The organism is Streptomyces sp. NBC_01296 (assembly GCF_035984415.1).
Lineage (GTDB): Bacteria > Actinomycetota > Actinomycetes > Streptomycetales > Streptomycetaceae > Streptomyces.
Window position 1 is genome coordinate 3,056,627 of sequence record NZ_CP130720.1, and the last position, 23,643, is coordinate 3,080,269.

The following is a 23,643-nucleotide window of genomic DNA, read 5'->3' on the forward strand; positions in this document are numbered from 1 at the left end:
TGTGACTCTGCCGCACAGAGACCGAGGGCGGCACCCCGATCCTGAGAAGGATCCGGGGTGCCGCCCTCGGTGCGTGGCGACGCGGTGCGCGGGGCCGTACGGGACCGCCCCGTACGGGACTACTCCGGCGGGCCGATGTAGTTCTTGAGGCCCGGGACGGTGAGCGTGCCGCCGAACTGGCCGGCCTGGACGACCTTGACGTTCGTGAAGAACGCGAACGGGACGTTCAGGGGCGGCGGGCTGTTCGGGGTGAACTCGATCGGGATCAGGCCGAACAGGTTCCCCTTGAGGCTCTCGGTGTACATCGTCACCGTGCCGCCGCGGATCTTGGAGGTGGAGCCGGAGCGGGACTTCAGGTGGGCGACGTTCCCGCTCTTGCCGACCGTCTGGTAGAGGTCCTTGATGTCCAGCGAGTCCGCCGTGAACTTCAGGACCTTCTTCGTCTTGCCGCCGGCCGTCTTCACCTCGACGATGCCGTGGTAGTCCAGGCCGTAGAGGGTCAGCAGCGAGCTGTCGAGGTACCAGGGCTCGTCCGGCAGGAGCGGGATGCCCGGCTCCAGCTCGGCGTCGGCCAGCGCCTTGGCGTCGTAGGTCGGGCAGGGGAAGGGTTGCTTCCCGTCCGCGTCCTTCGTCTCCTCGGGCTTCGGCGTGTCCTCGTCCGCCGTCTTGCCCGTCTCGTCCTTCGGCTTCGCCGCGGTGTCCTTGACGTCCTGCGACAGCTCCTTGACGTCGACGCCGGCCTTCTTCGCCGCGTCGCGGATCGCGTCCGTGGCCGGGTCCGGGGCGGGCTTCGTCGGGGTGGGCGTCGCCGTGGCGGTCTTGGACGGCGTGGGCGTCGGGGTCGCCGGCGGCTTCGCGGTCTCGAGCGGCTTGGTGATCCCGTCGACGATGCCCTTGAGGGCGTCGCCGACGCCCAGCGGGTCCAGCGGGTTCGGGGGCTTGGACGCGGACGGCGTGGCGGCCGGGGCCGACGGCTCCGTCTGCTTCGACGCGGTGGTGTCGGCCGGCTTGCTGGCGGAAGGCTTCGGGGCCGGCGGGGTGACGCCGGGCTTCGGGGCCTTGGACGCACCGGGCGAGGGTGTCGCGGTGGGCGACGAGCTCGGCGAGGGCGACGTGGAGGGGCTCGGAGAGGCCGACTCCGCGGGTTCGTCGGACCGCGTGACACACGGGCCGGGCGCGAAGGGGATCTCATGGTCGTCGGCCAGGGCCAGCTTCGGGGCCACGCCCATCCCGACGAAGACCGCGGTCGGCATGGCCGCCAGCGCCATCGTCTTGCCGACGGGTATCTGGATCTTGTTCAGCAGCGACTTCCGGGGCGCGGCGTGCCGCGGGCCCCTTCTTTCACGGGACTCTGCGCTCGGGGCCACGCCCCGCTGCGTCTCGTCACCCCGCACTGTTCCTCCCGCCATCGGCGTGGGCAGTCGTCTCGCTCGCGTATGCCGTTTCCGTCTCGCGGGGCGCCGGGATGCCCGGGATGCCCTGGGGGTTGTCCGCCATGGCCGCCGACTTGCCCGCGCCGCCGTCCGGGACGGCGGTCTCTTCCACCGGGCTGCCGGGGACCCACGACAGTGCGAGGGCGCCGCCGACCATGGAGAAGATGAAGCCCAGGAAGAACCCGCCGAGGTTGGACACCGGCAGGGACACCAGGGCCAGCAGGATCGAGGCGACCCCTGCGAAGACGCGGATGCTCTGCTGGAACCAGAGGGCCAGGCCCAGCGTCATCAGCAGGATGCCGATGATCAGCGAGCCGGATCCGGTCGTCGTCGCCATCGCGAGAGTGACGTTGCCCAATCGCATGTCCGCGTACGGGAAGTACACGATCGGGACACCACCGAGGAGCATGAAGAAGCCTGCCCAGAAGGGACGGCGGCCGCGCCAGGCGTAGAAGTGGTAATACGCCACGGTGAGCCAAGCGTCATCAGAGCGGCGAACGTAGACCGGGGCCTGGTGGTTCATGGACTACAGCTCCCTGGAAACGGTGGTACGGAGAACTAGGTGGAGCTCCGGACGGGCGGGCGGAATCGGCTGCAGCCGGCGCCGACCGCCCCTCCGGTCACGCTCCGGGACGATTAATTCTCGTCCTGGTAGCACGGCTGGTCGCCGCCGAGCAGGCGCAGCTTGAGGTCGGGCAGCTTGAACGTACCCGCCGTCGTCGCCCACGCCTTCTGGCGCACGTTCGACAGAATCGCCTTGTCGGCGCGCTGGGAGAACGCGTAGGGGCTCGCGACCGTACCGGCCTGCGGCTTGGTCTTGTGGCTCGCGTCGCCCACGGCAACACCGATGTCCAGGTTCTTGAACTCGGCGTCGGTGTCGAGCTCCGCAACATCCAGGTAGATGTTGTCGGCGACGGCCGGCTTGCCCTTGTGGCCCGTCCGCAGCTGCAGCGTGATGTTGCCCAGCGGGGTCGGGGTGACCAGCGACTGGCACATGTTGGTGATCTCGGCGTGGCTGAACCCGGAGATGGTCACCGGGTGGTGCGCAGCGTTGCCCTTGAGGTCGTGACCCTCGGCGATACCGCCGTACTGAATGAGGTTGTCACCGTCGAGCTTGTCGGCCGAGACCTTGAAGTCCTGGCCGGACACGGCGAAGGACGCCGCGAGGGCACCCTGCGCCAGACCCACACCGACCGCGGCGGTTGCCGCGATGCTCGGCACCATGACGAGCGCGAAGCGCTTCCATCTGGTCCCGCCACGAACCTGAGAACTCATTATTCGTTCCTCCTTCTCGGACGTACATCTCCGGTCCGGGCCGTACCCGTCCTGGGATGGGAGAAGTGCTACGTCCTCGGGAAGGAGCGCAGGCGGCCGAGCCGCGACAGAGCCGCGTCCGGTACACCGGCGTTCACCCCCGAGCGACAACCACTGGGTCACGCGTTCGCGCAACCAGGAGGACAGGCTCCGCCGGTGTGGCGAAGACCCCCCTGTCCCACAGCCTGTGCCACGGGCACCGGCCGGCCCGGTGGGGACCCTCCACCGCGGCTCCGGATGAGCGGCTCTGCGGGAAGGACCGAGCGTCGCCGATCGTGGTCCATTCCAGGCCGGGACACAAGGGGGTTCGTTACTGGCGGGTAACGGCAAGATAACCGGAGGTCGACCCGGCGCCATCGGGTGACGACGCAGGGTGTCACCAAGGGCCACGACAGAGCGTCGGATTTATGAACACACCGGACAGATCGCGGGGTTCCTCTTACTGCGAGTAACAGCGGCCGCAATTGCCAAGTTTTGGCAAAGTGCGGCCGCTGTTTATCTACGTGTCAACAAATCGCCGGTGGTCCGGCGGCCTCCCGGACGCTTCCGGAAGGGACACGGAGCGGGCTCTAGAACAGCACCCGAGCGAGCGCCGTACGCGCCGCCGCCACCCGGGGATCGTCCGCCCCGATGACCTCGAACAGCTCCAGCAGCCGCACCCGCACCGCGTCGCGGTCGGCGCCGGCCGTCACCCGGACCGTGTCCACCAGGCGCCCGAAGGCGTCCTCGACGTGGCCGCCGACCAGGTCCAGGTCCGCGGCGGCGATCTGGGCCGCCGGGTCCTTCGGGTCCTCGGCCGCCGCGGCGCGCACCGCCTGCGGGTTCATGTCCTTGACGCGGGCGAGCAGCTCGGCCTGGGCCAGGCCCAGCCTGGCCTCGATGTTGGCCGGGTCGTCCGCCAGGACGTTCTTGTACGCCTGCACCGCGCCGCCCAGGTCACCGGCGTCCAGCGCGACGACCGCCGCCTGGAGCAGCGCGTCGTACGGGCCTTCCGGGGCCTCGGCTTCGGCGGCCGGGGCGCTCGCGGGGGCGCCTTCGGCGTTCGGGTCCACCTCGATGCCGATGATCCCGAAACGCTCCTCGGCGACCTGGACCAGCTGGGCCAGGGTCGCGCGGATCTCCTGCTCGGGCGCCACGCCCTGGAACAGCGGCAGCACCTGGCCCGCGACCACGGCGAACACGGCCGGGATGCCCTGGATGCCGAACTGCTGCATGAGCATCTGGTTGGAGTCGACGTCGACCTTGGCGAGCAGGAGGCGGCCGTTCGCCTCGATCGTCAGGCGCTCGAGCAGCGGGCTGAGCTGCTTGCACGGCTCGCACCACTCGGCCCAGAAGTCCAGGACGACCGGGACCTCGGCGGAGAGCTGGAGGACGTCGCGTTCGAAGCCGGCCTCGTCGACGTCGATCACGAGCGCGGACGGGGGCACGGCACCCGCGGACGCGGGTGCGCCGCCCTGGGCGGCCTGCCGGGTCGCTTCGGCACGGGCCTGCTCGGCCTTCGCCTTGGCCTCGCCGGCCGCCTTCACCGCGGCAAGGTCGACGACGCCGCTCATGGACATGTTTCTGGGCTGCATGCGTACATCCTCCCCCGTGTGTGCGCGCCGACGAAAAAGATCGGCCGAAATGCCTTCTTGCCCGCGTCGGACCGATCGGTTGTGCGGTGGTCGTGTGGTGTGGCGCCGGGTCCCCACCTGGCGCCGGTAGCCCTTCGCGTGGTCGTCGCTCTTACGCTACGAGCCGTAGCGTAACTCCTCGCGGCCCTTCGCGCCCCGTGATCTCAAGCACAGCATTTCGGGGGCCTCCGGTTCCGCTACCGACGGGTATGGTCTGCGCCATGCCCAACCCCAGCCCCCCGACCGGACGCACCGGCCGCCCCCGCAGCGCCGCCGCGGACGCGGCGATCCTCGCCGCGACGCGGGACGCGCTGGTCGAGCTGGGCTGGTCGAAGCTGACGATGGGTGACGTCTCGGCCCGGGCCGGGGTCGCCAAGACCACCCTCTACCGCCGCTGGGCGGGCAAGAACGAGCTGGTCGTGGACGCGGTCGCGGAGCTCTTCGACTCCCTCGAGCTCCCCGACCGGGGCTCCCTCGAAGCCGACATAGAGAACGTCGTCCTGCAGTTCGCGGCGCTGCTGCGGCGGCCGGAGGCCCGTACGGCCCTGATGGCGGTCGTCGCCGAGTCCACCCGGGACGAAGCTCTGCGCGACCGGATCCGGTCGGCGATCGTGGACCGGCAGAAACGTCTCGTCGTACTGGGTCGCGAACGGGCCCAGGCCCGCGGCGAACTGCCGTACGAGGAGGACGAGGACCTCGCCTGCCGCACCACGGACCTGATCTTCGACGTGATCGCGGGCACGGTGGTCCACCGTGCACTGGTCAGCTCGGAGCCGGTGGACGAGCTCTGGGTGGCCACCTTCACCGCCCTCCTGATGCACGGCCTCCGGGGCCCGGCCGCGGCCTGAGCCCCGCCCCTCCCGCCCGTCCTGCTCTCAGAAGGTCCACACCCCGGCGCGGCGCCGGGATTCCAGGACCTGCTCCGCCAGCGCGGTGGCCCGGGGGTTGTCGCCGGGCCAGGGCCGCCGGCGGCCCGGCCAGCTCGCCCAGCGCAGCGCGTCGGCCTCTTCCTCGGGCCTCAGCCCGGCCGCGACGAGGGCGCCCCGGCCCAGCTGCGCCCCTGCCGTCCGGTAGCCGATGTCACGGGCGTCCGCCCAGTAGACGCCGCCGTCGGTGATGACCACGGCGGCCTCGACCCCGTCCAGCCCCAACTCGATGCCGTCGCGCACCGCCGCGAGGAACTCGGCGGGCAGCCGCTCCTCAGGGGCCAGGTTCAGGATCTCGGTCCCTTCCGGCCCCGGCGGCTCGAAATCGGCGACGACGTAGGCGTAATGACCGCCGCAGCCGCCCTTGTTCATCACCACACGTGCGCTCACGCCCCGCACGGGCACAGGAAGGCCGGTCATGCCCGCCACCCTACGGCGTACACGACCGGCCATTTCCGGGAACGGCGGCTAGAAGCCGGGCGGTTCGGTGTACGTGCCCCACTCGTCGCGCAGCACGTTGCAGATCTCGCCGAGCGTGGCCTCGGCGCGCACCGCGTCCAGCATCGCCGGGATCATGTTCGACCCGTCACGGGCGGCGGCCAGCATGGCGTCCAGCGAGGACTTCACCTTGTCGTCGTCGCGCCGCTCCTTGCGCGCGGCCAACTCCTGCACCTGCACGCGCTCCACCTCGTGGCTGACGCGCAGGATCTCCAGGTCCCCGGTCACCGACCCGTGGTGCACGTTGACGCCGACGACGCGCTTGTCGCCCTTCTCCAGGGACCGCTGGTACTGGAAGGCCGACTCGGCGATCTCCCCGGTGAACCAGCCGTCCTCGATGCCGCGCAGGATGCCCGAGGTGATCGGCCCGATCGGGTGCTGCCCGTCCGGGTGGGCGCGCAGGCCGCGCTCCTTGATCTGCTCGAAGATCTTCTCGGCGTCGGCCTCGATGCGGTCGGTGAGCTGCTCCACGTACCAGGAACCGCCCAGCGGGTCGGCCACGTTGGCCACCCCGGTCTCCTCCATCAGCACCTGCTGCGTGCGCAGGGCGATCTCGGCCGCCTGCTCGCTCGGCAGCGCGAGGGTCTCGTCGAGGGCGTTGGTGTGCAGGGAGTTGGTGCCGCCGAGGACGGCCGCGAGGGCCTCGACCGCGGTGCGTACGACGTTGTTGTACGGCTGCTGCGCGGTCAGCGAGACGCCGGCCGTCTGGGTGTGGAAGCGCAGCCACATCGACTTCTCGCTCTGCGCCCCGTACACCTCCTTCATCCAGCGCGCCCAGATCCGGCGGGCGGCGCGGAACTTGGCGATCTCCTCGAAGAAGTCGAGGTGCGCGTCGAAGAAGAAGGAGAGGCCGGACGCGAAGTGGTCCACGTCCAGGCCCCGGGAGAGGCCCAGTTCCACGTAGCCGAAGCCGTCGGCCAGGGTGTACGCGAGCTCCTGTGCGGCCGTGGCCCCGGCCTCGCGGATGTGGTAGCCGGAGACGGACAGCGGCTTGTACGCCGGGATGCCCTTCGCGCAGTACTCCATGAGGTCGCCGATGAGGCGCAGGTGCGGCTCGGGTTCGAAGAGCCACTCCTTCTGGGCGATGTACTCCTTGAAGATGTCCGTCTGCAGGGTGCCGTTGAGCAGGGCCGGGTCCACGCCCTGCCGTTCGGCGGCGACCAGGTACATGCAGAAGGCGGGCACGGCCGGGCCCGAGATCGTCATCGAGGTGGTCACGTCGCCGAGCGGGATGTCCTTGAACAGGACCTCCATGTCGGCGGCGGAGTCTATGGCGACCCCGCAGTGGCCGACCTCGCCCAGCGCGCGGGCGTCGTCGGAGTCGCGCCCCATGAGGGTCGGCATGTCGAAGGCCACGGAGAGCCCGCCGCCGCCGGCGGCCAGGATCATCTTGTAGCGCTCGTTGGTCTGCTCGGCGTTGCCGAACCCGGCGAACTGGCGGATGGTCCAGGTCCGGCCGCGGTATCCGGTGGCGTGCAGGCCGCGGGTGTAGGGGTACTCCCCCGGCCAGCCGATGCGCTCGAATCCCTCGTACGAGTCACCGGGCCGGGGCCCGTAGACGGGATCGACGTCATCCCCGGAGAGCGTGGTGAAATCGGCCTCGCGCTTGCGGGCCTTGTCATAACGGGCCTGCCAGCGATGGCGGCCCTCCTCGATGGCGTCAGCGTCCATACCCATGAATTTACTAGGACGTCCTAGTAAATGTCGATGGGAAACCCCGGGGAGTCTCCCCGGGGCACCCGACGGACGAGCGGGCCTCTAGGCGTCGGCGGTGGCCACGGCGTCCACGACCAGCGGCTCGACCTCGGCGCGGACCTTGCGCTCGACGAAGAAGGCGGCCAGCGGGATCGTGCCGGAGGCGAGCACCCAGAGCAGCTTCGGGAACGGCCACCTGGCCTTGGAGCCCAGGTCGAAGGCGAACACCAGGTAGATCATGAACAGCACACCGTGTACCTGGGAGACCGCCAGGGTCAGGTCGGCGCCGGTGTCGAAGCCGTACTTGAAAACCATGCAGGTGCAGAGGATCAACAGCATGACCGCGGTCAGATAGGCCATGACCCGGTAGCGGGTCAGCACGCTTCGTTTCATGGATACGAGCGTAACGATCCGTTTTGCGCGATCTTGACGGGGGCCCGGTGACGGCGGCCACTGCCCGTCGGCCACTGATCGTCGGCCACTGCCCGTCGGCCACTGCCCGTCGGTTACTGCTCGTCGAAGTCCGCGGCCGCGACCCGCAGGGGGCGCAGGAGCGCGAAGATCTCCTGGCACTCCTCGGCGTCGTACGCGCGCAGCCCGAAGTCGACCGCCATCAGGTCCTTCGTCGCCGCCTCGACGACCTCGCGGCCCTTGTCCGTGATGGACGCGAGCGTGCCGCGGCCGTCGTTCGGGTTCGGCCGCTTGGCCACCAGCCCGGACCGCACCAGCCGGTCCACCGTGTTCGTCACCGACGTCGGGTGGACCATGAGCCGCTCGCCGATCTTCGACATCGGCAGCTCGCCGGCCTTGGAGAAGGTGAGCAGGACCAGTGCCTCGTAGCGCGCGAAGGTCAGGCCGTACGGCTTGACCACCGAGTCGACCTCGCCGAGCAGGATCTGGTGCGCGCGCATGATCGAGGTGATGGCGGCCATCGAGGGCACCGGCCCCCAGCGGCGCTGCCACAGTTCGTCGGCGCGGGCGATGGGGTCGAAGGGGAGGCTGAGCGGCTTGGACACGTACCCGACCCTACCGGGCGGTCATTTGGCCGTGGGCCCCGTCTCATTCTTCGGTCCGCCCTCCCGCCGGTTCGCGGACCGCAGTTCGGCGAGGAGGAGCAGGACCACCGCCGTGCCGAGCACCGCGGCGCCGGTGACGACCACGTGCACCGGCAGGAACTCGGCGGCCAGCCCGGCCAGGGCCATGCCGACGCCCTGGAGGGTCATCAGGCCGGTGCTCAGCAGGGTCATCGCCCGGCCGCGCAGCTCGTCGGGGACGGCGTCGACGTACCACTGGTCGAGGCCGAGGGTGTAGGCGTGTGCCAGACCGGCGAGCAGCAGGGCGGCGAGTACGGTCACCACCCCGGGCCGGACGGCGTACACGAGCAGCGGCAGCAGGCCGGCGGCCGCGAGCGGGGCCACGAGCCGGGAGCGGGCGCGCGGGCCGAGCGCCGAGCCGGCCCACAGTTCACCCGCGATGGTGCCGACGGGCAGGGCGCACATCATCACTCCCAGCGCGGCGGTGCCGGCGCCGATGCCGTCGGCGTACGGGACGAGCAGCGCCTCGGGGGCGATGACGAAGACGGGCGGCAGCCAGAACAGCAGGGTGAGCGCCCGCAGCCGGCGCTCGCCCAGGACGGCGCGCAGCCCGGCGAGCGGGGAGGTGCGGCCGGCGCCGGCGCGGGCGGGCCGGGCCCGGGTGCCGAAGCGCAGCAGCAGGGCCGAGCACAGGAACCCGGCGGCGGTCAGCGCGATGGCCGCGCGCGGGGCGAGGACGGTGAGCAGCAGGCCGCCGAGGCCGAACCCGATGAGCTGGGCGCTCTGGGCCACCATCCGCATCAGCGAGCGGCCGAGGACGAAGGCGTCGCCGGGGCCGAGGATGTCGGCGAGGGAGGCGCCCCGCGCGCCCTGGAACAGCGGTGCGACGAAGGCCATGGCGCAGCGCAGGACGAGGAGCCCCGCGACGGGGGTGCCGGGCAGGATCATGGCCGCCGCGCAGGCGGCGCAGACGAGGTCGCACCCGACGAGGACCCGGCGGGCGGGCCGGCGGTCGGCGATCCCGGCGAGGAGGGTGCCGCCGAGGGCGTACGGGAGGAAGCCCAGGGCGAAGGTGAGCGCGCTCATCAGGGGCGAGCCGGTGGTGCGGAAGACGAGGACGGTGAGGGCGATCTCGGCGACGACGATGCCGAGGACGGACATCAGGTGCGCGGCGAAGACGGGCCGGAACTCCCGCACCCGGAGGACGGAACGGTAGCCGCCGGCGGGGCCGGTCGGGGCGGGCTGAGCGGACGGGCCTGCGGACGGGCCGGACGAGGCCTCGTTGGCGGTGGACATGCGGTGACCCTGCAGGGCTACGGTGGGGGCGCGACAGTGATTCGCCCTCCACCGAATCGCTGTTCGCCGCCGTGCGGCTCCAACCAGCCCCGCCGGCGTTTGAGGCGCGGGGGCTCGGGGGCAGCGCCCCCGCAACGGCGCCGCAGACGGCGGCGGGGGCCGGGGCCGCGCGCCCCGGGATACGGAGAAAGGGCGGGGCGGGGAGAAGGCTCCGCGCAGCGGAGACCGCAGACCACCCCGGAGGGAGGGGCATGGCGTTCCATTTCCGGTTCGGGCCCGGGGACCTGTTGCGCTGCCGGTTCTCGGTCTCGCCCCGCTGGGAGACCCAGGAGGCGGTCCGGACCCTGATGACGCCCGCCCGGCAGGCGTACCACCTGCCCTGGCTGCGGCAGATCCGTGCGGCCGCCGACGGGCTGGACCTGCGGCCGCTGTGGCTGCTGATGCCGCGCACCGGCCACAACCCCGACTTCCTGAGCCCGCCGCCGGTCGGCCCCTCCGTCACCTTCGAGGAGGAGCTGGCCCGGGTGCGGTCCTCGGCCGCCGATCCGGAGGCGCTGCGCGAGGATCTGCGGCGCGCCCTCGTCTGCACCCCGGGAGCCGCCGAGAGCGGCCCGGGGCGGCGGATGCTCGCGGATCCGGCCAGGGCGGTACGGGAGTTGGCCGATCTGTACGAGCAGGCGTGGGCCGCGCTGATCGCCCCGCACTGGCCGCGGCTGCGGGAGCTGCTGGAGGCGGACATCCTGTTCCACTCGCGGCGGCTGGCGGCCGGCGGGCTGGAGGCGCTGTTCGACGGCCTCCACCCGGACCTGCGGTGGTCGGACGGCACGCTCACCATCGACCGCCCGACCCACCACGACCGCTCCCTGGACGGCCGGGGCCTGCTCCTCATGCCGAGCGCGTTCGTGTGGCCGGAGGTGGTCGGGGGGTACGACCCGCCCTGGCAGCCGACGCTGGTCTACCCGGCGCGCGGTATCGGGGCGCTGTGGACCTCCTCGCCGGGTCCGACCCCGCAGGCTCTGGCGCGCCTGCTGGGCCGGGGCCGGGCGGACGTGCTGTGCGCGCTGGACGAGCCGGCCTCCACGACGGCGCTGGCCCGCCGGCTCGGCCTGGCACCGGCCACGGTCTCGGCGCACCTGAAGGCCCTGCACGGGGCGGGCCTGCTGATCTCGGCCCGCCACGGCCACCGGATCCTCTACGAGCGCACCCCACTCGCCATCGCCCTGACCACGGGTGCCTCTCCGGCGTAGCCGGGTTCCGGTGCCTCCAGGCGGCGGCACCTGCGGTGTCGCGGGGCAGGGCTCACTGACCGTCATGTCACGATATGCCGGTCCTTGATTCCGCGCACCGACCCTTCGTCCCGAGGAACCCGGATGCCAGGCCGACCCCGCCCACGCCCCAGACCGCTCACCGCCGCACTCGGCCTCGCGCTGCTGCTCGCCGCGGCGCCCGCCTGCGGCAGTCCGGAATCCGCCCGCGAGTCCTCGGCCTCGCACGCCGCCGCCGAGGCTCCGCCGGAGGCACCGGGCCAGGCCGCGCCGGCCGCGTCCCCGTTCTGGGTGGACCCGCAGAGCGACGCCGCCCGGCAGGTCGCCGCCTGGGAGGCCCAGGGCCGCAACAGCGACGCCCAGGTCCTGCGCCGGATCTCGGAACGGCCCATGGCCCTGTGGGGGCCCGGCGACGACCCCGGTCCCGAGATCCGCCGGGCCGCGAAGAGCGCCGGGTCGGCGGGCCGGGTCCTGGTGCTCACCGCGTACAACATCCCGTACCGCGACTGCGGCCAGCACTCGGCTGGCGGGGCGAAGAACGCCACTGCCTACCGCAACTGGATCGGCGCCTTCGCCGACGGCATCGGCAATGCCAAGGCCGTGGTCGTCCTGGAACCGGACGCCGTCCCGCACGTGGTGGACGGCTGCACCCAGGCCGACCACCACGAAGAGCGCCTGCGGCTCCTCGCCGAGGCCGTCACCCGGCTGAAGAAGAACCGGAACACGAAGGTCTACCTGGACGCCGGCAATCCGGCCTGGATCCCGGACCCGATGAAACTGGTCGGGCCCCTCTACAAGGCCGGGCTCGGCCAGGCCGACGGCTTCTCGCTCAACGTCTCCAACTTCCAGCCCGACGCGGCCGGCCGGGAGTACGGCGCCCGTATCTCCCGGGCCGCCCACGGCAAGCACTTCGTCATCGACACCAGTCGCAACGGCGCGGGCCCGCTCCCGGGCGACGGCCACGAGGCCTGGTGCAATCCTCCGGGCCGCGCCCTCGGCGTCCCGCCGACCGACAGGACGGGCGACCCGCTCGTCGACGCGTACCTCTGGATCAAGCGGCCCGGCGAATCCGACGGGGCCTGCCGCGGCGGCCCGGGGGCGGGCAAGTGGTGGGCGGACTACGCACTCGGTCTGGCCAGCCGCAGCAAGGAATAGGGGGTAATAGGGGCCAAGAGGCAAGGAGTACGGAGCAGCCACCCCGCCGGGGGCTACTCCTCCGGCACCGGCACCGGCACCGGCTTCGGGGCCCGCACCTGAACCCACTTCGCCACCGAAGGCGTCCCGTCCGCGTCCGTCACGAACAGCATGTACCAGCCCGGCGGCACCAGCGTCGGGTCCTTCGGCACCTCGACCGTCACCGAACCCGCCGCCCTGGTCAGCCCGAGCTCGACCGACCGCTGCTCCACGTCCGTGGTGTGCGTGACCGCGCTCGGCCGCATCAGCCGGGCCCGCCTGATCCGCTCCGGGTGCGCCGCCGCGAAGGTGGCCCGCCCGTCCCGGCCGAACTCGGCCGGCCCGGCGCCCAGGACCGGCCGCCGCGCCGGGTCCCGGTACAGGTACGGCGGCGAGTACACCTCCAGCCGGTGCTCGAACTTGCCGAGCCGGGTGTTGTCCTTGTCCGCGAACAGCGGGTCGGAGCCGAAGGTCGCGACCCGCCCGTCGGGCAGCAGCAGCGCCTCGGAGTGGTAGTTGCGGCCCACCGACGGATCGGCGGCGGCCACGAAGGAGTCGGTGCGCGGGTAGTAGAACTGCGCCTTGTGGATGTCGCTGGCGCCCCGGCCCCGGTAGTCGCGGGAGCCGCCGGTGGTGAACACGGAGTCGTCCGGCAGCAGCACGCTGCTCAGGTACCGGGTGCCCTGCGGCAGCCGCGCGGAGGACCGGAAGACCGGGTTGTCCTCCTTGAGGTCCACGATCGCCGTCCGGCTCGAGGAGAGCTTCGATTCGCCGACCCCGCCGCCGCCCAGCACCATCACCTTCTGGTCCTGGGCGGGTGGCAGCAGCACCGAGGACGAGGTCTCCAGCCGGTCCGCGTCCGCCAGTCCCGCCACCTCGGTCCACTTGTTGGTCTTCAGGTCCCACACACCGGGCTCGCGCCCCTTGTCCTTCGGGCCGTAGCCCGCGTTGGAGCCGGTGTAGAGCAGCTTGCCGCCCTGTAAGAGGAAGAGCGCGGGGTACGTCGGGAAGTAGCGGAAGGGGCCGCGGGCCCACTGCTTCGCCTTCGGGTCGTAGTACTCGTTGTCGCCGGGGACCACGTCGCCCACGTCGTTGAGTCCGGAGACCGCGAGCACCCGCCCGTCCTGCAGCGCCACCAGCGTGGGGTACCAGCGGGCGTCCTTCATCGGGTCGACCGGGACGTACTTCTCCGCCTTCGGGTCGAACTCGTACGCCGACCTGATGCCCTGGAAGTCCTGCTTCTCGACGCTCAGCCGCTCCGCGAGCCCGTAGACGTTGTCGGCGTCCTTCCCCTTGAGTCCGACGACCCGGTACTGCGCGGCCTCGGTCGTCAGCCCCTGGGCGCCCGCCTCCACCGCCTCGACGAAGACCCGTGCCTCCGCGGCGACCACCTTGGTCCGCCAGGGCTTCACGTGCCCGGCGCGCCCGTACGTGATCTCGAACTCGCGCTCGGCCTTCGGAACGGTGACGTCGAACTTCGACACGTACTCGACCCCCGACGGGGACCGGAACCGGGTGCCCTTCTTCAGCCTGGCCACCTTGTCGGGGCTCTCGTTCTTGACCCGCATGCCGCCGCCCGCGCGGGTGACCTTGCCGCCGAGGACCTCGTACCGGGCGGTCCCGCCCGCCACCAGCAGCCGTCCGTCGGGCAGTTGGCTGTGGCCCGAGCAGAAGAAGTCCTCCGGCGTGGGGATCTTCCTGAAGCTGTCGTCCGCCGGGTCCCACAGGACGGTGTCGAAGGTGCCCCGGTCGAACTTCTTCTGGCTGTTGCCGGAGCCGGCGATCAGCAGCACCTTGCCCGTGTGCAGCAGGGCCGCGTGCATGGCGTTGATCCGGTACTCCTCCGGGAGCCGGACCTGCCCCCACGAGCCGTACTGGATCTTGTAGCTGGACTGGCCGATCTTGTACGCGTGGTAGCGCTCCTGCGCGAAGGAGAGCGCGGCGGGCGCGTTGAGCGCGACCAGCACCACCACGGCTCCGGTGCCCAGAACGGTGTTCTTGAACTGCTTCGAAGGCCGGTACGCCATGGCTCAGTTCCCTCCCGTCGGCGTGGCGAAGGCCGGCTCCGGCTCCTCGCCCGGCCCGTGGCCGAGCCCGATGTCGAGGGTTGCCGCCCGGGCCGGGGCCGGGCGCTCGCGCAGCAGCGACCAGCCCCACACGGCGACCGGCGCGAGGGCGATCAGCAGGGCGAGCACGGCCCAGGTGCGCATCGCCGCGTGCGTGTGGCCGAGGCGGACCGAGGCGGCGAGGGAGAGGGCCAGGACGGCGGCCCAGAACAGGTGGATCCGGAAGGTCACGAGCCGGTCGGGACTGGCTTCGCCGCCCTTGGGGGTGACGACGAACCGGCCCCGGGTGCGCAGCAGGGCCGAGCCGAGGGAGGCGAGGTAGACGGGCGCGCAGATCGCGGACATCGCCATGCCGGCCAGGCCGCCGGAGCCCGCGGGCTCGTGGGGGGAGATGTTGTGCCGGCGGTTCCACAGGTACAGGCCCACCTGGAGCGCGGCCGCGTCGGTGTAGAGCATGAGCCACACCTCGGAGGAGACCTGGGTGCCGGAGGCGCCCAGCCACAGGAACAGGACGCAGCTGAGGATGCCGAGCAGCCAGTTGACGGCCGTCATGGGGTAGTAGACGAGCATCAGGGTGTAGTTGAGCCGGCGCCCCGGAGGCATCCGGAAGAAGCCTTTCCAGTACTGCCGGAAGAGGGTCTCGTACGTACCCCGCGACCAGCGCAGCTGCTGCGTGAAGAAGTCGGTCCACGAGGCCGGTCCCTCGCCCACGGCGAGCACGTCGGGGGTGTAGACGGACCTCCAGAACCGGCCGGTGCCGGGATTGCGCCGGCGGTGCAGCTCGAAGCCGGTGGCCATGTCCTCCGTGAGGGAGTCGTAGAGCCCGCCGACCTGCTTGAGGGCGCTGATCCGCACGGCGTTGTTGGTGCCGACGAACATGGGGGCGCCGTAGCGGTTGCCCGCGCGCTGGATCAGGGCGTGGAAGAGGTACTGCTGGGATTCGGCGGCCTTGGTGACGGAGGAGGTGTAGTTGCCGTACACCTGCGGGCCGACGACGAAGGCGATGTCCGGGTCGCGGAAGAAGCCGAGCATCCGCTCCAGGAAGTTCGGCAGCGGGACGTGGTCGGTGTCGACGGAGGCGAAGAACTCGTAGTCGTCGCCGTGTGCGACGAGCCAGGCGTTGTAGTTGCCGTGCTTGGTCCGCTCCCGGTGGGCGCCCTTGCGGGTGTTCCAGCCGGCTATCCCCTTGCGGGTGAAGTGCCGTACGCCGAGCTCCGCGCACAGGGCCCGGGCCTCGGGGTCGTCCCCCTCGTCCAGCAGCCACACGTCGAGCGGACCGTCGTGCCGCAGGGCGACCGCCCCCAGGAGGGTGCCCCGCACCATGGTGAGCGGCTCTTTGCCGGGGACGAACGTCGTCAGGAACGCGACCTTGGTGCCGGGTTCGGGCGGTACGGGGAGCGGGTCGCGGGCGACCAGCGTGGCGTGGGCCACCGACACGACGTTGACCAGCATGAACAGCATGATCAGGGCGATGCACACGAGCATCGCGGTGTCGCACCGGACGAGCCAGCGTTCGCCGCCCTCCCGGACGGTCCAGTGCGTGGGCCAGACGAGGTAGAGCAGCAGGCCGGCCGCGGCGAGGGGGGCCAGGGCCATGAGGAGGACGGCGCGTATGCGGGTGCGGGGCTCCTCGCGCGCGAGCAGGGAGCGGTAGCCCACCCGGTAGGCGGTGCGGTCCGGCTCCGTGAACGGGCCGGCGAGGCGGCTGTGGGTCTCGTAGTCGAAGCCTTCCGGCCTCACGGCCCCTCCAGTGCTCGAAGCCCAGGGTTTCTTTCACCACAAAAGGTGACAAACCATGAGCATGTCGAACTGGACTCGGCCGAAAGGGGGGTCCGCGCACCCGCCCCCGGGCAGGGCCGTACGAGTGGTCCAGGGGGCCGGGCCGGGCGGGGTGGGCCGGGTTACGCCAGGTGGCGTTCCACCGTCTCCACCTTCGACGTCAGCCCGTCCACCACCCCGGGGCGGATGTCGGCCTTCAGGACGAGCGACACCCGCGGCGCCCGCTCCTCCACGGCCGCCACCGCGCGCTTGACCACGTCCATCACCTCGTCCCACTCGCCTTCGACCGAGGTGAACATCGCGTCCGTGCGGTTCGGCAGACCCGACTCCCGTACGACGCGCACCGCATCGGCCACGTACTCGCCGACCTCTTCGCCCACCCCCAGCGGGGTCACCGAGAACGCGACGATCATGCGGCCTTCGCCGCCTCGCGCCGGGCGCGGGCCGCCAGGACGCTGTCGGCCTCCTCGCGCTTGAGCAACTTGTCGCCGTACAGGCCGCCGAAGGGCACCAGCGCGAGCACGAAGAACAGGGCGGCCTTCTTGGCAGGCCACTTCGCCTTGTTCCAGACATCGGCCAGGAAGACCAGGTAGATGAGGAACAGGATCCCGTGCAGGCCACCGAGCGGCATCATCAGGTAGTCGATGTCGGAGATCCGGCTCAACAGCGAGCCGAAGATCAGCAGGGCCGGGAACGACAGCGCCTCCGGAACGGAGACGAGGCGCAGGCGGTGCAGGGCGGAGGCGGTCTTGATGTCCACGGTGAGCCTTCGGGGTGGTGGCCGGGGGTCCGTTCCAGTGTCTCAGCCGCTTTGCGGGATCTTGACCGGGGGTGTCCGCCGGGGCTCCGCCGCGAGTGCGCCGTGTGCGTGCCGCGAGTGTGCTCGATGTCGCAGTCGCCGGATATCGGCCACCGGGCCCTGTTCGCCTTCGCCCGCTGCCGATAACGTCATCCCGTGGCTCAGTTCCGACTCCAAGGCAGCAAGGTGCTCGCCGTCGACCTGACCGGGGATGCCGTGAAAGCGAAAAACGGCTCCATGGTTGCGTACGACGGCCAGATGGCCTTCAAGAAGATGACCGGCGGCGGCGAAGGCCTCCGGGGCATGGTGACCCGTCGACTGACGGGTGAGCAGATGACCGTGATGGAAGTGCAGGGGCACGGCACCTGCTTCTTCGCCGACCGCGCGAGCGAGATCAACCTGGTGAACCTGCGCGGTGAGAAGCTCTACGTCGAGTCCAGCAACCTGCTGTGCACCGACGCGGGTCTGCGCACCGGCACGACCTTCACCGGGCTGCGCGGCGGGGCGTCAGGCAACGGCCTGTTCACGACGACCGTCGAGGGCTCCGGCCAGGCGGCGATCATGTCCGACGGCCCGGCCGTCGTACTGCGCGTCAGCGGCCAGTACCCGCTCTCCGTCGACCCGGGGGCGTACATCGCCCACACCGGCAACCTCCAGCAGTCCTTCCAGTCCGGGGTGAACTTCCGGACGCTGATCGGCGAGGGCTCCGGCGAGTCGTTCCAGATCCGCTTCGAGGGCGAGGGCCTGGTCTACGTGCAGCCCAGCGAGCGCAACACCATCGGGGGCGACATCTGATGCCGTTCCGCGAGATCAACTCGAAGATGGTCGAGGCCCAGGTGATCCCGGGGCAGCGGATGTACAGCCAGCGCGGCGCGATGCTCGCGTACCGCGGCGAGGTCTCCTTCACCCCGAGCCTGACCGGTGGTCAGGGCGGGGTGATGGGCATGATCGGGCGCCGGGTGGCGAACGAGCAGACCCCGCTGATGACGGTCGAGGGCAGCGGCACCGTGATGTTCGGCCACGGCGGCCACCACATCCAGGTGATCGGCCTGACCGGCGAGACCCTGTACGTCGAGGCCGACCGGCTGCTCGCCTTCGACGGCACCCTGCAGCAGGGCACGATGTTCATGGGCTCGCAGGGCGGTGTCATGGGCATGGTCCGCGGTCAGGTGACCGGCCAGGGCCTGTTCACCACCACCCTCAAGGGACACGGCTCGGTCGCCGTGATGGCCCACGGCGGGGTCATCGAGCTCCCCATCACCCCGAACCGTCCGGTCCACGTCGACCCGCAGGCGTACGTGGCCCACCACGGGGACGTCAGGAACAAGCTCTCCACCGCGCTCGGCTGGCGCGACATGGTGGGGCGCGGCTCGGGCGAGGCGTTCCAGCTGGAGCTGTCGGGCCAGGGAGCCGTGTACGTGCAGGCCTCGGAGGAGAAGCTGTGAACTTTGGTCCTGTCATCGGCGGGCCGGGAGGCCCGACGGTCTTCGACCCGCACACCCTGCCCTCCGACGACAACGTGAACGCGTACACCTTCTGCGTGGAGCTCAAGGGGAGCCAGTGGTTCCTGCAGAAGGGCAAGATGATCGCCTACTACGGGCGCATGGAGTTCAACGGCGTCGGCAACGGCCGCTTCGACCGGCTGCTGCGCACCAGCTTCCACTCGCCGATGCACGCCGCCGACTGGGTGGTGGCCGAGGGCCAGGGCAAGATGCTGCTGGCCGACCGGGCCTTCGACGTGAACTCGTACGACCTGGACCAGGGGAACCTGACGATCCGGTCGGGCAACCTGCTGGCCTACCAGCCCACGCTCGCCCTGAAGCAGTCGATCGTGCCGGGGTTCCTGACCCTGATCGGAACGGGGAAGTTCGTGGCGGCGTCCAACGGGCCGGTGGTGTTCATGGAGCCGCCGATGCGCGTGGACCCGCAGGCGCTGGTGGGCTGGGCGGACTGCCCCTCCCCCTGCCACCACTACGACCACGGCTACATGTCGGGTGTCATCGGCGGGCTGCGCTCGCTGACCGGCATCGGCGGCAGCTCCGGCGAGGAGCACCAGTTCGAGTTCGTCGGGGCCGGGACGGTGCTGCTGCAGTCGTCGGAGATGCTGATGGCGGAGAAGGCCGTCGGCGCGGTCGGCGCCGGCGCGGAATCGGCGGGCGTGCCCGGGGCCGGTTACGGCGGCGGGCACGGCCAGCAGGGCCCGCTGGGGCAGCTGGGCGTACCGCGGATGCCGGGGCAGCTGGGTGACATCCAGCGGCGCCTCGGACTGTGATCTTCAGCTATCCATCTTTTGTACGTAATTCAACTTCTTAGGTAGAGTTCATTCATGGAGACCATGGAGACCGAGACGGCCACGCGCTGGCTGACCGACGCCGAGCAGTGCACCTGGCGCACCCATCTGGACGTCAGCAGACTGCTGATGCACCAGCTGGAAAAGGATCTCCAGCCCTTCGGACTCACCAACAACGACTACGAGATCCTCGTGAACCTCTCGGAGTCCGAGGACCACCGGATGCGGATGAGCGATCTCGCCACGTCGACGCTGCAGTCCAAGAGCCGGCTGTCCCACCAGATCACCCGCATGGAGACGGCCGGCCTGGTCGTCCGCGTGAACTGCGAGTCCGACCGCCGGGGGCTGTACGCCGTGCTGACGGACGAGGGCATGGAGCTCATGCGGAAGGTCGCCCCGCACCACGTGGCATCCGTCCGCCGGCACTTCATCGACCTGCTGCCGCCGGAGGCCCTGGCGGCGCTGCGCGCCTCGCTGGAGCCGGTCGCGAGCCACCTGCGCGACCAGCGCGGCAAGGCCTGACACCGGGCAGGAGGGCGCCCGACCGGGGTGCCGTCCCCTGCGGCAGCCCGGAGAATGGGTGGTAACGCTCGCTCGCCGGCCGCCCGCCGAGCAACCGTAAGCGCATGGCCGGCCCGAGGAGGTCAAGCCATGCACAGCAAGCACAAGGCGTACGTCGCGTCGGCCGCGGCCGTGGTCCTGGCGTTCGGGGGCCCGGTGGCGGCCGCCGCCGCACACACGGCCGACGCGGCGAGAACCGCCCCCGCGTCCGCTCCGGCGCGCGCCGACATGGACGCCGAGGGGGCTGCGGCCGCCGCGCTGAAGAAGTACCCGGGCGTCGTGGAGTCCCTCGAGAAGGACGACGCCGTCTGGCACGTCGACGTCATCGGCAAGGACGGCAAGCACGCGGAGCTGACCGTCGACTCCCGCAGCGGCAAGGTGTTCACCGAGAACGCGGACGACGACAGCGGCGACGGCGGCGGGAACAAGGAGCTGCTCGCCGCGAAGGTCACCGCCCAGCAGGCGATGAAGGCGGCCGTCGCAGCCCACCCCGGCCAGGTCTGGTCCGTGGAATGGGACGACGATGACGACAACGGCTCCCGCTACTGGAACGTCGAGGTCAAGTCCGGCGGCAAGACCACGAACGTCCACGTCGACGCCACGACGGGCAAGGCGACGGTGTCCGGATCGGACGCGGACGGCGACGACAACGACGACTGACACGCGCCGGTCCGCGGGTTCCGATGCGGACCGGATCGGGCGCCCCTAGACTGGCGAACGCCCGGATTACCCCGATCTTCGAGGGAGTGGCGTCATGGCCAAGCGCGGCAACAAGAAGCGAGCGCGCAAGAAGAAGAAGGCGAACCACGGCAAGCGTCCCAACGCCTGACCGGTCCGCCCCGCAGACGTACGAGAGCCGCGCCCCGGAAGAACGGGGCGCGGCTCTCGCGTGCGTACGCCGTACGGAGGCGGGCCCCTAGGGGGGCCTGGCGGCCGCTCAGGCCTCCGTCAGCGTCGCCAGGAGCGTGTCCGCGGCCGCGTACGGGTCCAGCTCGCCGGCCGCGACCCGGGCCGCCAGGGCGTCGAGGTGGGCGTCCCCGTGCACGTCCGCCATCCGGGCCCGCAGGGACGTCACGGCGATGGTCTCGACCTCGCGCGCGGCCCGGGCCGCACGGCGCTCGGCCAGCACCCCGCGCTCGTCCATCCACGCCCGGTGCTTCTCCAGGGCCTCGACCAGCTCGTCGATGCCCTGGCCGCGGGCCGCGACCGTCTTGACGATCGGCGGCCGCCAGTCGTCCCGGCCCCGCGCCTCGCCCAGCCCCAGCATGTGGTTCAGCTCCCGAGCGGTCGCGTCCGCGCCGTCCCGGTCCGCCTTGTTCACCACGTACACGTCGCCGATCTCCAGGATGCCCGCCTTCGCGGCCTGGATCCCGTCGCCCATCCCGGGGGCCAGCAGCACCACCGAGGTGTCGGCCTGCGAGGCGATCTCCACCTCCGACTGCCCGACCCCGACCGTCTCGACCAGGATCACCTCGCAGCCGGCCGCGTCCAGCACCCGGATCGCCTGCGGGGCGGCCCAGGCCAGGCCGCCCAGGTGGCCGCGGGTGGCCATCGAGCGGATGTAGACCCCCGAGTCGGAGGCGTGGTCCGACATCCGGACCCGGTCGCCGAGCAGCGCACCGCCGGAGAACGGCGAGGACGGGTCGACGGCGAGGACGCCGACCCGCTTGCCGGCCTTGCGGTACGCGGAGACCAGCGCCGAGGTCGACGTGGACTTGCCCACGCCCGGGGAGCCGGTCAGGCCCACCACGTACGCCCCGCCCGTCAGCGGGGCCAGGGCCGCCATCACCTCGCGCAGCTGCGGGGACGCCCCCTCGACCAGCGAGATCAGCCGGGCCACCGCCCTCGGCCTGCCCTCACGCGCCTGGGCCACCAGCTGGGGGACGTCCACCGTCATACGTGCTGCGCTCCTCGGTTCTCGCTGCGGTTGCGGCTACGGCTCTTCTACGGGCTGTGCAGGTCAGGGAACCCGGATGATCAGGGCGTCGCCCTGGCCGCCGCCGCCGCACAGTGCGGCCGCGCCGACCCCGCCGCCCCGGCGCTTCAGCTCCAGCGCGAGGTGCAGCACCACACGGGCGCCGGACATGCCGATCGGGTGGCCCAGGGCAATGGCGCCACCGTTGACGTTCACCCGTTCCGGGGTCACGCCGAGGTCCTTCATTGACTGCACGGCGACCGCCGCGAAGGCCTCGTTGATCTCGATGAGGTCCAGGTCGGAGACCTCGAGGCCCTCCTTCTTCAGGGCGTGCAGGATCGCGTTCGACGGCTGCGACTGCAGGGAGTTGTCGGGACCGGCCACGTTGCCGTGGGCGCCGATCTCGGCGATCCACTCCAGGCCCAGCTCCTCGGCCTTCGCCTTGCTCATCACGACCACGGCGGCGGCGCCGTCGGAGATCTGCGAGGAGGTGCCGGCCGTGATCGTGCCGTCCTTCGCGAAGGCCGGGCGCAGCTTGCCGAGCGACTCCACCGTGGTCTCCGGGCGGATGCCCTCGTCCTGGGAGAAGACGACCGGGTCGCCCTTGCGCTGCGGGATCTCGACCGGGGTGATCTCGGCCTCGAAGACGCCGTTCTTCTGCGCGGCGGCGGCCCGCTGGTGCGAGGCGGCGGCGAACTCGTCCTGCGGGGCGCGCTCGATGCCCAGGCGGGTGTTGTGCTTCTCGGTGGACTCGCCCATCGCGATGTTCTCGAAGGCGTCGGTGAGGCCGTCGTAGGCCATCGCGTCCAGCATCTCGATCGCACCGTACTTGAAGCCCTCTCGAGACTTCGGCAGCAGGTGCGGGGCGTTGGTCATGGACTCCTGGCCGCCCGCGACCACGATGTCGAACTCGCCGGCGCGGATGAGCTGGTCGGCCAGCGCGATCGCGTCGAGGCCGGAGAGGCACACCTTGTTGATCGTGAGCGCCGGCACGTTCATGGGGATGCCGGCCTTGACGGCGGCCTGGCGGGCGGGGATCTGGCCCGCGCCGGCCTGCAGCACCTGGCCCATGATCACGTATTGCACCTGGTCACCGGCGATGCCGGCCCGGTCCAGCGCGGACTTGATGGCGAACCCGCCGAGGTCGGCGCCCGAGAAGGACTTCAGCGAGCCGAGCAGTCGCCCCATGGGCGTGCGGGCCCCGGCGACGATCACTGACGTGGTGTTGTTCGTTCCGGACATGGAGCACAGCCCCTTGAAGATGAGGAGTGAACGAGGGTTTACCTGAATGTACTGAGCAGTACCCGCGCCGTCACCGGGCAGTCGGTGTGATCGCTGGCACGTTGCGTGACCACCCTCCTCGGCGGTGCACTGGTCCCATGCTGACAAGAATCGACCACATCGGGATCGCCTGCTTCGACCTGGACAAGACCGTCGAGTTCTACCGTGCCACGTACGGCTTCGAGGTGTTCCACTCCGAGGTCAACGAGGAGCAGGGCGTCCGCGAGGCCATGCTCAAGATCAACGGGACCTCCGACGGCGGCGCCTCCTACCTCCAGCTCCTCGAGCCCACCCGCGAGGACTCCGCGGTGGGCAAGTGGCTGGCCAAGAACGGCGAGGGCGTGCATCACATCGCCTTCGGCACCGAGGACGTCCTGGGCGACTCGGAGGCCATCCGCGGCAAGGGCGTCCGGGTCCTCTACGACCAGCCCCGCACGGGCTCGATGGGCTCCTCGATCACCTTCCTCCACCCCAAGGACTGCCACGGAGTCCTCACCGAACTGGTCACCTCCAACCCCGACCATTGATGGACCACTGATGGCCCGATTCCCCGGCCGGTAGAGTGGCCATGGCTCGGCCGGGGTTCGGTGCGGAGACGGGGTCGGGGCCTGTGACCCCTGCCCCGGTATCTGACACCATTCCCCCGGGGGCGTCGTTCAGCGGGCGAGCGATGCTCAATTGGGAGTGAGCTTGCGACCAGGGGAC

The 23,643-nt window shown here is 71.1% G+C and carries 25 protein-coding genes; 10 read left to right on the top strand and 15 right to left on the bottom strand.

What is annotated here, in order from left to right; genetic code table 11:
- Positions 1-119 precede the first annotated feature (119 nt).
- From OG299_RS13480 to OG299_RS13495, 4 genes are all read right to left on the bottom strand, one after another.
- Positions 120-1,394, bottom strand: coding sequence for a hypothetical protein (locus tag OG299_RS13480; RefSeq protein WP_405700755.1), 1,275 nt, complete (start codon positions 1,392-1,394; stop codon positions 120-122).
- A complete protein-coding gene (locus OG299_RS13485; RefSeq protein WP_266625332.1) occupies positions 1,384-1,956 on the bottom strand; it encodes a DUF6114 domain-containing protein in 573 nt (190 codons plus the stop codon). Before OG299_RS13485 ends, OG299_RS13480 begins: the two co-directional genes overlap by 11 nt.
- Positions 1,957-2,069: 113 nt before the next feature.
- Positions 2,070-2,708: a DUF6230 family protein gene (locus OG299_RS13490; RefSeq protein WP_266625334.1), complete on the bottom strand. Its 639-nt coding sequence runs from the start codon at positions 2,706-2,708 to the stop codon at positions 2,070-2,072.
- Positions 2,709-3,316: 608 nt separating this feature from the next.
- Entirely contained in the window at positions 3,317-4,321 is a 1,005-nt protein-coding gene (locus OG299_RS13495) for a tetratricopeptide repeat protein (protein ID WP_327361613.1), read from the bottom strand.
- A gap of 260 nt (positions 4,322-4,581) precedes the next feature.
- Between OG299_RS13495 and OG299_RS13500 the strand changes: the two genes are divergently transcribed.
- Entirely contained in the window at positions 4,582-5,208 is a 627-nt protein-coding gene (locus tag OG299_RS13500; RefSeq protein WP_327361614.1) for a TetR/AcrR family transcriptional regulator, read from the top strand.
- Between the two features lie 27 nt (positions 5,209-5,235).
- Here OG299_RS13500 and OG299_RS13505 read toward each other — a convergent pair whose 3' ends face one another.
- The 5 genes from OG299_RS13505 to OG299_RS13525 all read right to left on the bottom strand — a co-directional run bounded on the left by OG299_RS13505 (position 5,236) and on the right by OG299_RS13525 (position 9,809).
- Positions 5,236-5,706, bottom strand: coding sequence for a hypothetical protein (locus OG299_RS13505; RefSeq protein WP_266625340.1), 471 nt, complete (start codon positions 5,704-5,706; stop codon positions 5,236-5,238).
- A gap of 48 nt (positions 5,707-5,754) precedes the next feature.
- Positions 5,755-7,455 carry a coenzyme B12-dependent isobutyryl-CoA mutase large subunit gene (locus OG299_RS13510; RefSeq protein WP_327361615.1) on the bottom strand — a complete coding sequence of 567 codons (1,701 nt, stop codon included), beginning with the start codon at positions 7,453-7,455 and terminating at the stop codon, positions 5,755-5,757.
- Positions 7,456-7,542: 87 nt separating this feature from the next.
- Positions 7,543-7,872 (bottom strand): DUF3817 domain-containing protein, encoded by a 330-nt coding sequence (locus OG299_RS13515; protein WP_266625343.1) that lies wholly within the window; start codon positions 7,870-7,872, stop codon positions 7,543-7,545.
- 113 nt (positions 7,873-7,985) lie between these two features.
- Positions 7,986-8,495 carry a MarR family winged helix-turn-helix transcriptional regulator gene (locus OG299_RS13520; RefSeq protein WP_266625345.1) on the bottom strand — a complete coding sequence of 170 codons (510 nt, stop codon included), beginning with the start codon at positions 8,493-8,495 and terminating at the stop codon, positions 7,986-7,988.
- Positions 8,496-8,516: 21 nt separating this feature from the next.
- Complete coding sequence (locus OG299_RS13525; RefSeq protein ID WP_327361616.1) at positions 8,517-9,809, bottom strand: MFS transporter; 1,293 nt, start codon at positions 9,807-9,809, stop codon at positions 8,517-8,519.
- A gap of 251 nt (positions 9,810-10,060) precedes the next feature.
- On the opposite strand from OG299_RS13525, the gene OG299_RS13530 reads away from it, so the two are divergent.
- Together OG299_RS13530 and OG299_RS13535 are read left to right on the top strand one after the other, a co-directional pair.
- Complete coding sequence (locus OG299_RS13530; RefSeq protein WP_327361617.1) at positions 10,061-11,056, top strand: ArsR/SmtB family transcription factor; 996 nt, start codon at positions 10,061-10,063, stop codon at positions 11,054-11,056.
- Between the two features lie 123 nt (positions 11,057-11,179).
- Positions 11,180-12,229: a glycoside hydrolase family 6 protein gene (locus OG299_RS13535; protein WP_266625350.1), complete on the top strand. Its 1,050-nt coding sequence runs from the start codon at positions 11,180-11,182 to the stop codon at positions 12,227-12,229.
- 53 nt (positions 12,230-12,282) lie between these two features.
- On the opposite strand, the gene OG299_RS13540 is transcribed toward OG299_RS13535, so the two are convergent.
- The 4 genes from OG299_RS13540 to OG299_RS13555 form a co-directional block, all read right to left on the bottom strand.
- Positions 12,283-14,274 (bottom strand): radical copper oxidase GlxA, encoded by a 1,992-nt coding sequence (locus OG299_RS13540; RefSeq protein WP_327361618.1) that lies wholly within the window; start codon positions 14,272-14,274, stop codon positions 12,283-12,285.
- 3 nt (positions 14,275-14,277) lie between these two features.
- On the bottom strand, positions 14,278-16,053 hold the full coding sequence (locus OG299_RS13545) for a glycosyltransferase family 2 protein (protein ID WP_327361619.1): 1,776 nt from the start codon (positions 16,051-16,053) through the stop codon (positions 14,278-14,280).
- Positions 16,054-16,214: 161 nt separating this feature from the next.
- On the bottom strand, positions 16,215-16,505 hold the full coding sequence (locus OG299_RS13550; protein WP_030153812.1) for an MTH1187 family thiamine-binding protein: 291 nt from the start codon (positions 16,503-16,505) through the stop codon (positions 16,215-16,217).
- A complete protein-coding gene (locus OG299_RS13555) occupies positions 16,502-16,852 on the bottom strand; it encodes a DUF3817 domain-containing protein (RefSeq protein ID WP_266625358.1) in 351 nt (116 codons plus the stop codon). Before OG299_RS13555 ends, OG299_RS13550 begins: the two co-directional genes overlap by 4 nt.
- Positions 16,853-17,047: 195 nt before the next feature.
- Between OG299_RS13555 and OG299_RS13560 the strand changes: the two genes are divergently transcribed.
- The 6 genes from OG299_RS13560 (at position 17,048) to OG299_RS42730 (ending at position 20,571) form a co-directional block, all read left to right on the top strand.
- A complete protein-coding gene (locus OG299_RS13560; RefSeq protein WP_266625360.1) occupies positions 17,048-17,686 on the top strand; it encodes an AIM24 family protein in 639 nt (212 codons plus the stop codon).
- Complete coding sequence (locus OG299_RS13565; protein WP_030295230.1) at positions 17,686-18,336, top strand: AIM24 family protein; 651 nt, start codon at positions 17,686-17,688, stop codon at positions 18,334-18,336. Before OG299_RS13560 ends, OG299_RS13565 begins: the two co-directional genes overlap by 1 nt.
- Positions 18,333-19,163 carry an AIM24 family protein gene (locus tag OG299_RS13570; protein ID WP_266625362.1) on the top strand — a complete coding sequence of 277 codons (831 nt, stop codon included), beginning with the start codon at positions 18,333-18,335 and terminating at the stop codon, positions 19,161-19,163. The genes OG299_RS13565 and OG299_RS13570 overlap by 4 nt, the downstream gene beginning before the upstream one ends.
- A gap of 63 nt (positions 19,164-19,226) precedes the next feature.
- The gene (locus OG299_RS13575; RefSeq protein WP_266633215.1) at positions 19,227-19,703 is read left to right on the top strand and encodes a MarR family winged helix-turn-helix transcriptional regulator; all 477 of its coding nucleotides are present in this window, start codon (positions 19,227-19,229) and stop codon (positions 19,701-19,703) included.
- Between the two features lie 129 nt (positions 19,704-19,832).
- Positions 19,833-20,402 carry a PepSY domain-containing protein gene (locus OG299_RS13580; RefSeq protein ID WP_327361620.1) on the top strand — a complete coding sequence of 190 codons (570 nt, stop codon included), beginning with the start codon at positions 19,833-19,835 and terminating at the stop codon, positions 20,400-20,402.
- Between the two features lie 94 nt (positions 20,403-20,496).
- The gene (locus OG299_RS42730; protein WP_099895366.1) at positions 20,497-20,571 is read left to right on the top strand and encodes a 50S ribosomal protein bL37; all 75 of its coding nucleotides are present in this window, start codon (positions 20,497-20,499) and stop codon (positions 20,569-20,571) included.
- A gap of 108 nt (positions 20,572-20,679) precedes the next feature.
- On the opposite strand, the gene meaB is transcribed toward OG299_RS42730, so the two are convergent.
- Together meaB and OG299_RS13590 are read right to left on the bottom strand one after the other, a co-directional pair.
- On the bottom strand, positions 20,680-21,639 hold the full coding sequence (meaB, locus tag OG299_RS13585) for a methylmalonyl Co-A mutase-associated GTPase MeaB (RefSeq protein ID WP_327361621.1): 960 nt from the start codon (positions 21,637-21,639) through the stop codon (positions 20,680-20,682).
- Between the two features lie 63 nt (positions 21,640-21,702).
- On the bottom strand, positions 21,703-22,899 hold the full coding sequence (locus tag OG299_RS13590) for an acetyl-CoA C-acetyltransferase (RefSeq protein ID WP_266625368.1): 1,197 nt from the start codon (positions 22,897-22,899) through the stop codon (positions 21,703-21,705).
- 137 nt (positions 22,900-23,036) lie between these two features.
- Here OG299_RS13590 and mce point away from each other — a divergent pair, with 137 nt between their 5' ends.
- On the top strand, positions 23,037-23,465 hold the full coding sequence (mce, locus tag OG299_RS13595) for a methylmalonyl-CoA epimerase (protein ID WP_030153803.1): 429 nt from the start codon (positions 23,037-23,039) through the stop codon (positions 23,463-23,465).
- Positions 23,466-23,643: the final 178 nt, after the last annotated feature.

Excerpts from the sequence above, each read along its gene's own strand:
- OG299_RS13495 (WP_327361613.1), bottom strand. The coding sequence starts at position 4,321 with ATGCAGCCCAGAAACATGTCCATGAGCGGCGTCGTCGACCTTGCCGCG.
- OG299_RS13525 (WP_327361616.1), bottom strand. The coding sequence starts at position 9,809 with ATGTCCACCGCCAACGAGGCCTCGTCCGGCCCGTCCGCAGGCCCGTCC.
- OG299_RS13550 (WP_030153812.1), bottom strand. The coding sequence starts at position 16,505 with ATGATCGTCGCGTTCTCGGTGACCCCGCTGGGGGTGGGCGAAGAGGTC.
- OG299_RS13565 (WP_030295230.1), top strand. The coding sequence starts at position 17,686 with ATGCCGTTCCGCGAGATCAACTCGAAGATGGTCGAGGCCCAGGTGATC.
- OG299_RS13580 (WP_327361620.1), top strand. The coding sequence starts at position 19,833 with ATGCACAGCAAGCACAAGGCGTACGTCGCGTCGGCCGCGGCCGTGGTC.
- OG299_RS13490 (WP_266625334.1), bottom strand. The coding sequence starts at position 2,708 with ATGAGTTCTCAGGTTCGTGGCGGGACCAGATGGAAGCGCTTCGCGCTC.
- OG299_RS13505 (WP_266625340.1), bottom strand. The coding sequence starts at position 5,706 with ATGACCGGCCTTCCTGTGCCCGTGCGGGGCGTGAGCGCACGTGTGGTG.
- OG299_RS13510 (WP_327361615.1), bottom strand. The coding sequence starts at position 7,455 with ATGGACGCTGACGCCATCGAGGAGGGCCGCCATCGCTGGCAGGCCCGT.
- OG299_RS13485 (WP_266625332.1), bottom strand. The coding sequence starts at position 1,956 with ATGAACCACCAGGCCCCGGTCTACGTTCGCCGCTCTGATGACGCTTGG.
- OG299_RS13575 (WP_266633215.1), top strand. The coding sequence starts at position 19,227 with ATGGAGACCGAGACGGCCACGCGCTGGCTGACCGACGCCGAGCAGTGC.
- OG299_RS13540 (WP_327361618.1), bottom strand. The coding sequence starts at position 14,274 with ATGGCGTACCGGCCTTCGAAGCAGTTCAAGAACACCGTTCTGGGCACC.
- OG299_RS13535 (WP_266625350.1), top strand. The coding sequence starts at position 11,180 with ATGCCAGGCCGACCCCGCCCACGCCCCAGACCGCTCACCGCCGCACTC.
- OG299_RS13515 (WP_266625343.1), bottom strand. The coding sequence starts at position 7,872 with ATGAAACGAAGCGTGCTGACCCGCTACCGGGTCATGGCCTATCTGACC.
- meaB (WP_327361621.1), bottom strand. The coding sequence starts at position 21,639 with ATGACGGTGGACGTCCCCCAGCTGGTGGCCCAGGCGCGTGAGGGCAGG.
- OG299_RS13500 (WP_327361614.1), top strand. The coding sequence starts at position 4,582 with ATGCCCAACCCCAGCCCCCCGACCGGACGCACCGGCCGCCCCCGCAGC.
- mce (WP_030153803.1), top strand. The coding sequence starts at position 23,037 with ATGCTGACAAGAATCGACCACATCGGGATCGCCTGCTTCGACCTGGAC.
- OG299_RS13590 (WP_266625368.1), bottom strand. The coding sequence starts at position 22,899 with ATGTCCGGAACGAACAACACCACGTCAGTGATCGTCGCCGGGGCCCGC.
- OG299_RS13530 (WP_327361617.1), top strand. The coding sequence starts at position 10,061 with ATGGCGTTCCATTTCCGGTTCGGGCCCGGGGACCTGTTGCGCTGCCGG.